General features: G+C 51.4%; 14 protein-coding genes. 4 read left to right on the top strand and 10 right to left on the bottom strand.

Annotated features, from left to right (window positions below; all coding sequences use genetic code 11):
* The first annotated feature begins 179 nt into the window (after nt 1-179).
* A complete protein-coding gene (pheP, locus tag NMD08_RS19015) occupies nt 180-1,574 on the top strand; it encodes a phenylalanine transporter (protein ID WP_151218705.1) in 1,395 nt (464 codons plus the stop codon).
* Nucleotides 1,575-1,628: 54 nt separating this feature from the next.
* Here the strand turns inward: pheP and NMD08_RS19010 are convergent, their stop codons facing one another.
* The 4 genes from NMD08_RS19010 to NMD08_RS18995 form a co-directional block, all read right to left on the bottom strand.
* The gene (locus tag NMD08_RS19010; RefSeq protein WP_187259404.1) at nt 1,629-2,873 is read right to left on the bottom strand and encodes a mechanosensitive ion channel family protein; all 1,245 of its coding nucleotides are present in this window, start codon (nt 2,871-2,873) and stop codon (nt 1,629-1,631) included.
* A gap of 64 nt (nt 2,874-2,937) precedes the next feature.
* The gene (gene nfsB, locus NMD08_RS19005; RefSeq protein WP_370618773.1) at nt 2,938-3,591 is read right to left on the bottom strand and encodes an oxygen-insensitive NAD(P)H nitroreductase; all 654 of its coding nucleotides are present in this window, start codon (nt 3,589-3,591) and stop codon (nt 2,938-2,940) included.
* Between the two features lie 119 nt (nt 3,592-3,710).
* Entirely contained in the window at nt 3,711-4,079 is a 369-nt protein-coding gene (locus NMD08_RS19000; RefSeq protein WP_151218706.1) for an MmcQ/YjbR family DNA-binding protein, read from the bottom strand.
* A complete protein-coding gene (locus NMD08_RS18995) occupies nt 4,079-4,660 on the bottom strand; it encodes a TetR/AcrR family transcriptional regulator (RefSeq protein WP_370618771.1) in 582 nt (193 codons plus the stop codon). Before NMD08_RS18995 ends, NMD08_RS19000 begins: the two co-directional genes overlap by 1 nt.
* A 189-nt stretch (nt 4,661-4,849) precedes the next feature.
* On the opposite strand from NMD08_RS18995, the gene NMD08_RS18990 reads away from it, so the two are divergent.
* On the top strand, nt 4,850-5,962 hold the full coding sequence (locus NMD08_RS18990) for an MBL fold metallo-hydrolase (protein WP_252837983.1): 1,113 nt from the start codon (nt 4,850-4,852) through the stop codon (nt 5,960-5,962).
* Between the two features lie 17 nt (nt 5,963-5,979).
* Complete coding sequence (locus tag NMD08_RS18985; protein WP_151218777.1) at nt 5,980-6,321, top strand: RamA family antibiotic efflux transcriptional regulator; 342 nt, start codon at nt 5,980-5,982, stop codon at nt 6,319-6,321.
* Between the two features lie 21 nt (nt 6,322-6,342).
* Here NMD08_RS18985 and NMD08_RS18980 read toward each other — a convergent pair whose 3' ends face one another.
* A complete protein-coding gene (locus tag NMD08_RS18980) occupies nt 6,343-6,591 on the bottom strand; it encodes a DUF1158 domain-containing protein (RefSeq protein WP_151218708.1) in 249 nt (82 codons plus the stop codon).
* Nucleotides 6,592-6,657: 66 nt separating this feature from the next.
* Nucleotides 6,658-7,776 (bottom strand): YbdK family carboxylate-amine ligase, encoded by a 1,119-nt coding sequence (locus NMD08_RS18975; protein WP_370618769.1) that lies wholly within the window; start codon nt 7,774-7,776, stop codon nt 6,658-6,660.
* Between the two features lie 147 nt (nt 7,777-7,923).
* On the opposite strand from NMD08_RS18975, the gene NMD08_RS18970 reads away from it, so the two are divergent.
* Entirely contained in the window at nt 7,924-8,628 is a 705-nt protein-coding gene (locus NMD08_RS18970; RefSeq protein WP_370618767.1) for a GNAT family N-acetyltransferase, read from the top strand.
* 42 nt (nt 8,629-8,670) lie between these two features.
* Here NMD08_RS18970 and NMD08_RS18965 read toward each other — a convergent pair whose 3' ends face one another.
* From NMD08_RS18965 to NMD08_RS18950, 4 genes are read right to left on the bottom strand one after another with little or no spacing between them, the layout of a single operon-like run.
* Nucleotides 8,671-9,456, bottom strand: coding sequence for an SDR family oxidoreductase (locus tag NMD08_RS18965; RefSeq protein WP_075145023.1), 786 nt, complete (start codon nt 9,454-9,456; stop codon nt 8,671-8,673).
* 35 nt (nt 9,457-9,491) lie between these two features.
* Nucleotides 9,492-10,289 (bottom strand): SDR family oxidoreductase, encoded by a 798-nt coding sequence (locus NMD08_RS18960; protein ID WP_003831170.1) that lies wholly within the window; start codon nt 10,287-10,289, stop codon nt 9,492-9,494.
* 53 nt (nt 10,290-10,342) lie between these two features.
* Nucleotides 10,343-11,410, bottom strand: a complete 1,068-nt coding sequence (locus tag NMD08_RS18955) for an ABC transporter permease (protein ID WP_151218712.1) — start codon at nt 11,408-11,410, stop codon at nt 10,343-10,345.
* 17 nt (nt 11,411-11,427) lie between these two features.
* Nucleotides 11,428-12,972 (bottom strand): sugar ABC transporter ATP-binding protein, encoded by a 1,545-nt coding sequence (locus NMD08_RS18950; RefSeq protein ID WP_286538826.1) that lies wholly within the window; start codon nt 12,970-12,972, stop codon nt 11,428-11,430.
* Between the last annotated feature and the right edge of the window lies 1 nt (nt 12,973).

Here is a 12,973-nt window from a genome sequence, read left to right as displayed (position 1 = left end):
TGTTAGAAAAACAGTAAAGCGCATTCTGTGGCCTGTCATGCCTTTTCGTCCAGAATAATTCACCGTAATTATGAACAAACGCAATGCTACAGGCACGGCAGGTCCTTATTGCGCCTTGCGACAACCAGGTTGAAATGTTAAAAGGAGCCCCTTCAATAAAAACGACACAGGGGAAGGGCGTGAAAAACGCGTCAACTGCATCTGACACCAGCGTGTCTGATGCCGCGTCGACGAATGAGCCGACGCTTCAGCGAGGGTTGCAAAACCGCCATATTCAGTTAATTGCGCTGGGCGGTGCAATTGGTACCGGCCTGTTTTTGGGCATTGGCCCGGCTATTCAGATGGCGGGACCTGCGGTGTTACTGGGTTACGGCGTTGCCGGGATAATCGCTTTTTTGATTATGCGTCAACTGGGCGAAATGGTGGTGGAAGAACCCGTTTCTGGATCGTTTGCCCATTTTGCTTATAAATACTGGGGACCGTTCGCGGGATTTCTGTCCGGCTGGAACTACTGGGTGATGTTTGTGCTGGTCGGCATGGCGGAACTGACTGCGGCTGGGATCTACATGCAGTACTGGTTGCCCGATGTCCCAACCTGGATTTGGGCTGCGGCATTCTTTGTGATTATCAATGCCGTCAACCTGGTCAACGTGCGTCTCTATGGTGAAACGGAATTCTGGTTTGCGCTGATCAAAGTGCTGGCCATTATCGGCATGATTGGTTTTGGCGTATGGATGCTGTTTTCCGGCAACGGCGGGGAACATGCAAGCATCGATAACCTGTGGCGTTACAACGGCTTTTTTGCCACCGGCTGGAACGGATTAATTCTGTCACTGGCGGTGATTATGTTTTCCTTTGGCGGACTGGAGCTTATCGGAATTACCGCCGCGGAAGCGCAGGATCCGCAGAAAAGTATTCCGAAGGCGGTCAACCAGGTGGTGTACCGTATTCTGCTGTTTTACATTGGTTCTCTGGTGGTGCTGCTGGCGCTGTACCCATGGGTGGAAGTGAAGTCCAACAGCAGCCCGTTCGTGATGATTTTTCATAACCTTGACAGCAATGTGGTGGCTTCTGCGCTGAACTTTGTCATTCTGGTGGCTTCGCTGTCGGTGTATAACAGCGGCGTCTACTCCAACAGTCGTATGCTGTTTGGTCTCTCCGTTCAGGGGAACGCGCCGAAGTTCTTAACCCGTGTCAGCCGTCGCGGCGTACCGGTGAATTCGCTGATGCTCTCCGGTGCTATTACGTCGCTGGTGGTACTGATCAACTATGTGCTGCCGCAAAAGGCGTTTAGCCTGCTGATGGCGCTGGTGGTGGCGACGTTGCTGCTGAACTGGATTATGATCTGTCTGGCGCATCTGCGATTCCGGGCGGCGATGCGTCGCAAGGGACGTGACACGCAGTTCAAAGCGCTGCTGTACCCGGCGGGGAACTACCTGTGTATTGCTTTCCTCGGCATGATTCTGGTGCTGATGTGTACGATGGATGATATGCGTTTGTCAGCTATCCTGCTGCCGGTGTGGATCCTGTTCCTGTTCGTTACCTTCAAACTGCTGCGTCGTAAGTCTCGCTAAGTTTATACCGATCTCATCCTGGTGATGAGATCGGTCATTTATCTATTCTACGGATTAACGCTGAAACGCGCCTGACAGCGCGCGAATATCATTTCCGGTAGGCGACTGATGAATGCGTAAACCAAACTCTTCGACCACCGCAAATATATGGTCGAAAATATCAGCCTGAATACTCTCATATTCCAGCCAGACCACCGTATTGGTAAAGGCATAAATTTCGATCGGTAAACCGTGATCGTCTGGCGCAAGCTGGCGCACCATTAACGTCATATCTTTGCGAATACGCGGGTGGTGACGCAAATACTCGTTCAGATAGGCGCGGAAAGTACCAATATTGGTCATCCGACGGTGATTCAATACCGATTCAGGCGCATCTAATTGCTGATTCCACGCGTCGATTTCCTGATGGCGCGTGGTCAAATACGGTTTCAGCAGGTGCGCTTTATGCAGCCTCTGACGTTCATCCTCATCAAGAAAATGAATGCTGGTGGCATCAATGCTAATGCTGCGTTTAATTCTCCGACCACCGGAAGCGGACATCCCACTCCAGTTTTTAAAGGAATCTGATACCAGTGACCAGGTAGGAATAGTAGTGATGGTATTATCCCAGTTACGCACTTTTACGGTAGTTAAGCCAATATCAATAACCGCGCCATCTGCACCGTATTTCGGCATTTCCAGCCAATCGCCAAGCTTAAGCATGTCGTTAGCGGAGAGCTGTATTCCGGCCACCAGACCGAGGATCGGGTCCTTAAACACCAGCATTAATACGGCTGCCATCGCACCCAGGCCGCTTATCAGTATTGCCGGCGATTGGCCAATCAGCAGGGAAATCATCAGGATCCCGACAAGAATCGCGGCAATCAGTTTGATACCCTGAAATATACCTTTCAAGGGTAATTGGGATGCGGCAGGGAGCTTTTGCGACAGGTTGAGAATAACGTCCAGCAGGGAAAACAGGGACAGCAGGGCGTACATCATGATCCACAGCTGTGCGCAGGTCACTAATATATCTGCCGCTTCACTGCCTTTTTGTAGCCAGAGTGTAGCCTGTATATTGACGATGATACCTTGCAGCGTAAACGCCAGGCGGTGGAATAATTTGTTCTGTGTGATAATTTGCAACCACAGACGGGAACTGGTACTGGCGCGTTTTTCAAATGCGCGTAATACCACCCAGTGCAAAATAACGTGAACAATAATGGCGGTGAGAAAAATAATGCCAAAAATCATCACCAGCGAGGTAGTGTGATTTATTTCAATGCCGAGTTCTTCTACCTGAGATATCAATTCCTGCATAACGTCTCCTTAATAAACAGCGGTCTATGATGACCGCTGTGCGGAGCTTATGCAAATGCGGGGATTAGACTTCCGTCAGCGTTGTTTCCAGCGGCAGACGGGATTTCGGCAGCGCGGCGTTGAAATCTTCTACGCTGTGATGACCCACCGGGACCACCACTACGCTGGTGAAACCTTTTTCTTTCAGACCAAACTCTGCATCCATCACCGCCGCATCAAAGCCTTCGATCGGCACTGCATCCAGACCCATTGCTGCAACGCCCAGCAGGAAGTTACCGACGTTCAGGTACACCTGTTTTGCCATCCAGTGGTTGTCATCTTTCAGTTCTTTGCGATGCATATCAGCAAAGAAGGTACGACCTTTGTGGTTAGCGGCTTTAGCTTCAGAGGTGGCGAAGCGGCCATCGCTCTCTTCTTGATCCACCACGCGCTCCAACCACGCGTCGTCCATCGCCGTTTTGGCGCAGAACACCACTACGTGAGAAGCATCCAGCATTTTGCGTTCGTTGAACACAAAACCGCCGGCTGCGGATTTGGCCACTCGCGCTTTACCTTCGTCAGTGCTGGCAACGATAAAATGCCATGGCTGAGAGTTGGTGCTGGATGGGCTATATTGCAGCAGCGTTTTTAATTTTTCGGCTTGCTCAGTGGTCAGTTTTTTAGTCGGATCGAATGCCTTAGTGGAGTAACGTTTTAAGGCGACAGAAACAATATCCATAACTACTCCTGGTGGTTTTTTATACCCTGCGGGTACGTTTTGTTTCAGCAGGGTACAGGGTTAGCAGGAAAAAGATAAGACAGGAAAAAGCAAAAACACTTATCGGGGTTAACGATAAATCAGTCTGGACGCAGGCGTTTTTGATCCCGCTTCGCCAGGCCGTCTACGACACGGTGCCATGAGTCGTTTACCAGCTCTTCCAGCAATGACTCGGTAATGTCATCGCCGGGGTAGACGGAGATCCAGTGCTTTTTATTCATGTGATAGCCGGGTTCAATGCTGGGGTAAATCTGCTGGTTTAACAGAGATTTTTGCGGATCCGACTTCAGATTGACCAGTGGGCGTCCGCGTAGCTCTGAGACCAGCATAAAAATTTTCCCGCCAACTTTGAAGACGTCGTATTCCGGGCCGAATGGCCAGCAGTGCTCGGTAAAAGGCAGTTCGAGCGCAAGGCGCTTCGCACAGGTATGCAGTGTCTGGCCGTCCATTATTTTTCCTCGCGGGTTAGTGCGCGCCACATCGCTTCAAATCCCATCGATATGTATTCCTTGGCCCGGGCAGAGTCGCGGGCTGCGAACTCCATGGTGGTTTCCGCCAAAGAGAGAAAAAGGCCATCGCCGAAGGCGCGATATTCGTCAGACATAAACTCAGGTCGCACGGAGCGATGGCAAAGATCGCGCAGCTCCGGGAACATATCATCAGCCTGCTGTTCGGTTTCTTTGCTGATCTTTTCGCTGACGGCGAGCTGTCGAATAGTGCGATGCCCACAGGTATGGTTCAGACCCCAGTTAATGTAGCTGTTCCAGATATAGGGAGTCATGGTTTTGGCATCGGTCACTGAACGATCCAGATCGGCCATCATCGACTGACAGAGATCGTGCTTTAAAAAGAGGTAAAGCTCGTTGATCAAATCATCTTTGGTCGCGAAATAGCGAAACAACGTTCCCTCCGCAACACCTGCATTGCGGGCAATTACGGCGGTAGATGCCGCAATGCCTGATTGTGCAAATGCTGTGGTTGCAGCTTCCAGTAATGCTAATTTTTTGTCTTCACTCTTCGGACGAGCCACTACACTTTACCCTTAAGTTGTAAAAAGCATGATTGAATCACGGCCTTTGCAGCACCGCAACGGTGAATGTCAAAGATTGAAAATCATCTTGACGGCGAACTTTCGATTTCTATAATGAGTGCTTACTCACTCATAATCAAGAGTCGGTCACGCAAACCAGCGGAAAGGGGGCGTGTTTAAGGTCAGGATATGAAGCGTCTCACAGTTTGTGTGGTTGTTATTATGCTCATTGGCGCAGCTGCAAGTTTACCGTTTTTACTCAATGCCGGGTTTGGTCAGCCACCGAAAGGGGCACAGCTGAGTCAGGTTGAACAATCACCGCACTATCGTGATGGACAGTTTCATAACCAGGTGCCGACACCAAGCTATACCGGTAACAAAAGTATGCTGGCTGCCTGGTGGGAGTTTTTGGTCGCTAAGCGCGAAAATGCGCGGCCGGCACATCCATTGCCATTGGTGGCGACCGATCTCGCCGGGTTATCTCCAGAGCAGGACACGCTTGTCTGGCTGGGCCATTCTTCATGGTATTTACAGCTGGTGGGTCAACGTATCCTGGTTGATCCCGTGTTTAGCAACTATGCCGCACCGCTTTCATTCCTGAACAAAGCCTTTGCCGGTGATTATCCGTGGTCCGCACAGACGATGCCGGAGATCGATCTGCTCATTATCTCGCACGATCACTATGACCACCTGGATCTCGCCACGATCAAGGCGTTAATGCCGAAAATTAAGCGGGTGATTACACCGCTTGGCGTAGGGTCGCATCTGCGTTATTGGGGGATGCGCGGCGAGATAATCGACGAGATGGACTGGAATCAATCCATCAGAGTAACGGATTCGCTGATCGTTCATGCGTTGCCAGCCCGTCATTTTTCGGGGAGAGGCATTAAGCGCAACCAAACGCTATGGGCGAGTTTCATGTTTGAAACGCCGGAGCAGAACGTTTACTACAGTGGCGATTCCGGCTATGGACCACATTTTAAAGCCATCGGTGAGCAGTTTGGCTCGGTTGATTTGGCGATTATGGAGAACGGCCAGTATGACCATGACTGGAAGTTTATTCACATGATGCCGGAAGAGACGGCACAGGCTGCGGCCGATCTGCATGCGAAAGCCGTGTTGCCAGGGCATGCTGGTCGTTTCGTTCTGGCGAAACATTCCTGGGATGATCCCTACAAACGACTGGCGCTTGCCAGCCGCCGTCACGATTACCGACTGCTGACGCCAATGTTGGGTGAACCGGTAATACTGTCCGAACCGGACCAACCGTTTACGGCCTGGTGGCAACAGGCGACTCAATGAATACAGGGGAGAGCATGATGACGATTTCTGCTCAGGTGATTGATACGATTGTTGAATGGATTGATGATAATTTAAATCAGCCATTGCGCATTGATGATATTGCACGCCATGCGGGCTATTCCAAATGGCACCTGCAGCGTCTTTTTATGCAGTATAAAGGTGAAAGCCTCGGGCGTTACATCCGTGAGCGTAAGCTGTTGCTGGCGGCGCGCGATCTGCGCGATACCGATCAGAAAGTGTATGACATTTGTCTAAAGTACGGATTCGATTCGCAGCAGACCTTTACGCGTATTTTCACCCGGACGTTCAGCCAGCCGCCAGGCGCTTATCGCAAAGAAAACCATAGCCGGGCGCATTAACGACGCAGGGTTCTCGCGGGCCTAATCTGCCAGCGAGAACCAGCGCCGCCAGATGAAGCGCAAAATAAAATACTCAATTACCCCCAGCAGTAAAAACCACAGGCAAAACAGCAAAGTATAAAACTGGTTGAGATCCATCAAATGAAAGGTGGCCACGAGCTTTTGCGCCAGCACCAGGCCAAGTGAGGGAGCGGGCAGGAGCAGGCAGGATAAAAATGCCAGCAGCAGGATCCCGGCGGCGGTCATCAGTGATTCAAGCGGGTGTTTCATCGTATTGTTAAACTTGAGTTAAAAAGCTATTGTCCGGGATCTCCGTGGGCAACGCAAACCCCACGCTTACAGCCCGGCCCAAATCTCACAATGTTTTTTCACCAGACCACTCAGTGACCCGCCTTCGGCGACGAAATCACGCATATTTTGCGCCTCGTCATGACTATGCTTAACCTGCAGATGCAAGGCTTCAATCGCGCTGGCTGCCCCCACTTTATCCGCAGAGGCGGCGACATTGTCCAATAGCCGTAGCGTGTCATCTGACAGGCGGTGCCCATCGCCGGTATTGACGTCGGTTACGATTCCCGCCATACCAAAGCGGCAGGCTTGAAAACGATTAAATTTATACAGCAGGTAATCATGCAGCTGGTGTTTGAACGGCCGTTTGGTGAGTAACCAGTGGGCGGTAGCCTGAATAAGCCCCGCCATATTGACCGCGTGTGCCAGGGTCAGCGGCGTATCCATGACCCGAACCTCTACTGTGCCAAAGTGCGGGCTGGGGCGGATATCCCAGTGTAAATCCTTAATGCTATCAATCATGCTGGTGTAAGCCAGTCGACGAAATAACCCCTCGAATTCCTGCCAGCTATTCACCCATGGCATCGGGCCATTATCGGGAAATCCGGAGAAAATATTCAGTCGCGCGCAGGCAAACCGCGTGTCGGACGTTTGCATATAAGGTGAGGCGGCTGAGAGCGCAATAAAATGGGGAACAAATCGCGACAGGCCGTGCAGGAGATAAATGGCATCATCGCCGTTTGCGCAACCGATATGCACATGTTGGCCAAATACCGTCGCCTGCTGAATGAGATAGCCAAAATTTTCCAGGTTGCGCCGATAGCGTTCGTCATCGCAGACTTCCTGACGTTGCCATTTTTGAAATGGATGCGTCCCCCCGCCACAAATCGCGAGATGGTGCTGTGCAGCAACCCGCGTAATTATCTGCTGCATGGTAGACAATTCAGCACTTGCCTGATCGATATTGCGACAAACCCCGGTCGCCATCTCCAGCATACTTTCCGTGATATCGTGCTTCACTTCTCCGGCGGTAAGCAGCGGCTTTACAGCGTCAATCAGCCGGGAAGAATCCTGGCTCAGGTCGTAGCCCGGGGGGTTGACCACCTGCATTTCCAGTTCAATGCCTAACGTAAAAGGGTCGGATACATGAAAATTGGGAAGTGGCATAGGGTTCTATTCCGCGTTGATCGATATCCTTAGAGTATAGAAGGGCGGCTGATTTTCTGTTCGTTGTCAGATATTCCCTGGCGATGCTTTGAAGGCAAAATGGCCGGTGTTATAACTATTTTTTACTTCGCAACTGGGGGGGGAATCGTGCAGGAAATAAATATTTATGGGCAGACCGTCGGCGATGTTGTGCCGGACTGGAATGGCGCTGCCGTACTGCCACGGGAAACGCTTGTCGGTCAATATTGTCGACTGGTTCCTCTGGATGCCGACAGCCATGCCGCCGATCTGTTTGATGCCTACGCGCAGGCACCGGACGATCGCGACTGGACCTGGCTCGCAAGCTCTCGCCCCACAAGCGTTGAGGCCGCAGCGTGCTGGGTACAGGGGAAATCCACTGATACCTCTTTGGTTCCCTATGCCGTCATTGAACAGCGTTCAGGATGTGCCGTCGGACTGGTGTGCTTTATGGCGATCGAACGGGAGCACGGTTCGGTCGAAATTGGTCATGTGACCTGGTCACCGCGCATGAAAAATACGGTACTTGGCACCGAAAGCATCTGGCTGCTGCTGCGCCAGGCGTTTGCGTTGGGTTATCGTCGCGTGGAGTGGAAATGCGACTCTCTGAACACCGCTTCTCGACGGGCGGCGGAACGCCTTGGGTTTATCTTCGAAGGACGTTTTCGCCAGAAGATTGTGCGCAAGGGGCGTAATCGCGACAGCGACTGGTTATCGATGATTGACGGCGAATGGCCCCAGTGTGACGCCGTGTTACAGCGCTGGCTGGCGCCGGAGAACTTTGATGAAAATGGGCGGCAACGAAAAACGCTGGCGGCGTGTAGCGGCGAATAAATTAATGCCCGCAGCTAACAATGGCTGCGGGCGTAATGCTGTTTACCAACAGATAAATCCACCATCTACAACCAGGTCTACACCGGTACAAAATGAAGCAGCATCGCTGGCCAGAAAGAGTGCCGGGCCTGCCATCTCTTCCACTTTTGCCATGCGTTGAATCGGGGTCTGGCTTTCAAACTCCCGCGTCTGATGAACCATTTCCGGTCGGGTGTTCATCGGCGTGGCGGTATATCCGGGGCTTATGGAATTCACGCGTATGCCTTTTCCAATCCACTCCATCGCCAGGCTTTTTGACAGATGAATTACCCCCGCTTTAGCGCTATTGTAATGGGCTTGCTCAAGGCCTCGGTTAACAATAATCCCTGACATGGATGCGATGTTAATAATCGAGCCACCGCCTGATTCCAGCATCAGTTCTGCTTCGGCTTTACAGGAGTTCCACACGCCAGTGAGGTTAATGTCGATAACGCGTTGCCACTGCTCGCTTTCCATTTCCAGCGCAGGGTTGGCGTTGGCAATGCCTGCGGCATTGACCGCAATATCCAGGCGACCAAAGCGTTCCTTCGCCAGGGCTACCGCGGCGCGAAGGTCGCTAAGCTGGCGGACATCACCCGTATAGAGCGCAGCCTGGGCGCCAATAGCGGTGATAGTATCAACAGTCGCATTTAGCCCGCCGTCTTCGCGCAAATCAAAACAGACCACGTGCGCGCCCGCGCTGGCGAGTGCGCAGGCGATAGTCTGACCGATGCCGCTACCTGCGCCAGTAACAAAAGCGACGCGCCCCTCAAGATTAAACAGTTGTTGAGCAAAATCTTTTGCAATCATAATGATGACTCTCTTAACAGATACCCTGATGGGTATTAAGACATAATCAGGCCACCATCGATGTTGATGGTTTGTCCAGTGAGATAACGCGCATCGTCAGAGGCGAGAAAAGCGACCAGTCCGGCGACATCTTCAGGTTTGCCCGCGCGTTTCATTGGGATGCCTTTAACCCATTCCGCCATCAGTTCACCTTTGCCATAGCGTTTTTCATCTGTACTGAGAATCTCGCCCCAGACACGATCGTTGTAATCCCACATTTCGCTTTCGATTATCCCCGGACAAAAGGCGTTAACGGTGATATTCCATGGCGCTAACTCATGCGCCAGACTTTGCGTAATACCAATTACGCCCATCTTGCTGGCGGCGTAGTGTGGGGTATAGATGAAACCCTGACGTCCCTGACCGGAAGAGGTATTAATCAGGCAGCCCTGGTTTTGCTTAACCATATATTTTGCTGCTTCCCGGCAGCAGAGCCATACGCCAGTGGTATTCACGGCGAGGACTTTTTCAAAATCGGCTTTCGGCATGCGGTCGAAATAGTCGATGGTGATGACACCCGCGTTTTGAATTGAGACATCAATGGTGCCGAAGCGCGCTGCGGCCTGCTCGTACAGAGATTGCACCTGCGCCTCATTGGTGACATCCACCTGCAAAGATAAAATATCTGCCTGATAGCGCTGACGAAGCTGTTCCGCTGTTTCGTGGACGCGCTCCGCATTCGATACCATCACCAGATTTGCGCCGTCGCGGGCAAAACGTTCGGCGATACCAGCGCCAATCCCCCGACAAGCACCAGTGATGACAATTGTCTTACCATGAAAATCACGTTGCATATTTTTATCCCCTGTATGGGCCGGGCAAAGGATGCCCGGCGGAATGTTGCTGCTTAACTGGATACGGTATTTCCTGAGGGTGCTGCCGCCAGCTTTTCTTCATGGCGACGCATCAGAATGACTTTGTTCTGCAGCTTTTGCTGGAACTGATCGACAACAACGGCGGTGACGATAACCACACCTTTAATGACCATCTGCCAGAAATCACTGACGCCCATCATCACCATGCCATCGGCAAGGAAGACAATTACGAAGGCACCGATAATGGAGCCGGAGACGCGTCCGCGTCCTCCAGCGAGCGCAGTTCCGCCCAGCACAGTTGCGCCAATGGCATCCATCTCAAACATGTTGCCGGTCATCGGATGTGCAGTTTGCAGTTGTGAAGCCACAATTAACCCAACAAAAGCAGCACACAGGCCGGAGAAGGCGTACACAAAGATCTTCGCTTTTACGATAGGGACACCCGCCAGACGTGCGGCGGATTCGTTCCCTCCAATCGCGTAGATGTAGCGGCCTAGAGGGGTTTTGGTGGTTACCCAGTAGCCCAGCAACAGGAAGGCAATCATCAGCCAGATAGGGAGATAAATCCCCAACAAAGTACCTGAACCCAGCGTGGCAAAACCGGTATTGCCCAGCGCGTCCATGCCATTCAGATTTGGGTAGGTGCTGCCGTCGTTAAACAGAAGCGCAGATCCTCTGGCAACGTACATCATGCCGAGCGTACAGATAAACGGTGCAACGCCGAAACGGGTGATGACGGCACCGTTGACAAAACCAACGACAACGCCGAAGAGGGCAACACAGATTATGACCTCTGGTACGTTGAAGAAGATGATGTTGCCACCCCAGATGGGCAGACCGTTGGTAAGCAAGGCGCCTGCAACCATGCCGCAAATACCCGCTACCGCCCCGACGGACAGATCGATACCGCCAGTCAGTATCACCAGCGTCATACCAATTGCCAGTAATCCCGTGATGGCGACGTGTTGAGTCATGATTAACAGATTTGAGGTGGTCAGGAAATTAGGTACCATCACACTAAAGAATGCGATAACCAGCAGCAGTGCAATAAACGTTCTGGCCTTCAGCAGGTACATATAAATCATATATTTCTGGTTCATGATGGATTCCAGCCTGATTAATCTTGAGGTGTCGAAGCCGCGATTAAGGTCTCGCGGGTGACCGCATGACGGGGGACATCAGCGGTGATTCGGCCATCAGCCATCACCAGAATACGGTCCGCCAGCGCCATCACTTCGTCCAGCTCTGATGAAGAGAACATCACCGCCAGCCCTTGCTGCGCCATTTTGCCAATAAGGTGATACACGTCGGTTTTCGCGCCCACATCAATGCCTCGGGTGGGCTCGTCAAGGAAAACCACCTGCGGTTGCGTCATTAATGCCTTACCCAGCACCACTTTTTGCTGATTACCGCCGCTTAATGAGGTGATAGGTAGTTCGGGATCGCTCACTTTGATAGCCAGTTGCTGGATCATTGCCTTCACACTGGTCTGCTCTTTGTGCGGATTCAGCCATTTCCAGGCTCTGCGAAAGCCTTGCAGGCTGAAGTCAGACAGCGTCATATTGGACTGAATCGACATCATCTGAACAACGCCTTCGCCCTGTCTGTCTTCAGGCACCAGTGCCAACCCCTTTTTAAGGCGTGACTGAAAATGGGCTTTATCAATGCATTCGCCGTTAAGCTGCACACTCCCACTCTGGCAGGGCATAAGTCCCACCAGGCCTTTGAACAGTTCCGTCCGTCCTGCGCCCAGCAGACCATAGATTCCGATGACTTCGCCTTTACTGAGGCTAAACGTCACGTCATTAAGCTTATAGCCGCCGCTCGGATGAAGGGCTGTGAGACCCTGTACGGATAGAACCGTTTCACCTTTTGGTGCGGGTTGATAATCAAAATGTTTTTTCTTGTCTCCCACCATTTGTTCAATGATCCACGGAATACTGGCATCATTGACTGGGCGTTCACTGATAAAACGGCCGTCGCGGAAAATCGTGATGTAATCACCAATTTCCATCAACTCTTCCAGACGGTGGGATATATAGATGATGGTGACGCCGCGCCGTTTGAGTTGCTCAATGACGTTAAACAACACTTTCACCTCAGACTGGCTGAGGGCGGAGGTCGGTTCATCCATGATTAAAACACGGGTATCTTTGGAGAGCGCACGAGCAATTTCGACCAGTTGCTGATGACCGATCCCTAGTTCTTCCAGAGGTGTATACGGATCAACATCCAGCTCGAGTCTTTCCAGTAATGATTTTGCCAGTGCGTATTGGTATTTTTCGTTGATTTTCCCTTTCTGAAAGAACTCGTTAGCCATGAAAATATTATCCATAACATTCATGTTTGGGAATAAATTCAACTCCTGAAAAATAATGCTGATACCCAGTTTTTCGGCCTGATGAGTAGAATTTAATGTGACAGGTATGCCATCCATAATAATTTTCCCGGAAGAGGGGCTTTCGACACCAGCAAGCATTTTCATCATGGTGGACTTACCCGCACCATTTTCTCCGATCAGCACGTTTACTTTATTTCGATATACCCGATAGTTGACGCTATCTAATGCCACCACCCCAGGGTAAACACGCGATAAATCTTGTGTTTCGATAATAACTTCAGATTCGACGGAATGAGGAGTGACGATATCTTGCTGCTGCATG

Origin of the sequence: Citrobacter meridianamericanus (assembly GCF_041320245.1) — a bacterium.
GTDB classification, from domain to species: domain Bacteria; phylum Pseudomonadota; class Gammaproteobacteria; order Enterobacterales; family Enterobacteriaceae; genus Citrobacter; species Citrobacter meridianamericanus.
Note: the sequence above shows the minus strand (reverse complement) of the source record. Positions and strands in the feature narration are given on the sequence as shown.

Coding starts and splice junctions, on each gene's coding strand:
- NMD08_RS19010 (WP_187259404.1), bottom strand. CDS start 2,873: ATGCAGGAATTGATATCTCAGGTAGAAGAACTCGGCATTGAAATAAAT.
- nfsB (WP_370618773.1), bottom strand. CDS start 3,591: ATGGATATTGTTTCTGTCGCCTTAAAACGTTACTCCACTAAGGCATTC.
- NMD08_RS19000 (WP_151218706.1), bottom strand. CDS start 4,079: ATGGACGGCCAGACACTGCATACCTGTGCGAAGCGCCTTGCGCTCGAA.
- NMD08_RS18990 (WP_252837983.1), top strand. CDS start 4,850: ATGAAGCGTCTCACAGTTTGTGTGGTTGTTATTATGCTCATTGGCGCA.
- NMD08_RS18985 (WP_151218777.1), top strand. CDS start 5,980: ATGACGATTTCTGCTCAGGTGATTGATACGATTGTTGAATGGATTGAT.
- NMD08_RS18980 (WP_151218708.1), bottom strand. CDS start 6,591: ATGAAACACCCGCTTGAATCACTGATGACCGCCGCCGGGATCCTGCTG.
- NMD08_RS18975 (WP_370618769.1), bottom strand. CDS start 7,776: ATGCCACTTCCCAATTTTCATGTATCCGACCCTTTTACGTTAGGCATT.
- NMD08_RS18965 (WP_075145023.1), bottom strand. CDS start 9,456: ATGATTGCAAAAGATTTTGCTCAACAACTGTTTAATCTTGAGGGGCGC.
- NMD08_RS18960 (WP_003831170.1), bottom strand. CDS start 10,289: ATGCAACGTGATTTTCATGGTAAGACAATTGTCATCACTGGTGCTTGT.
- NMD08_RS18955 (WP_151218712.1), bottom strand. CDS start 11,410: ATGAACCAGAAATATATGATTTATATGTACCTGCTGAAGGCCAGAACG.
- NMD08_RS18950 (WP_286538826.1), bottom strand. CDS start 12,972: ATGCAGCAGCAAGATATCGTCACTCCTCATTCCGTCGAATCTGAAGTT.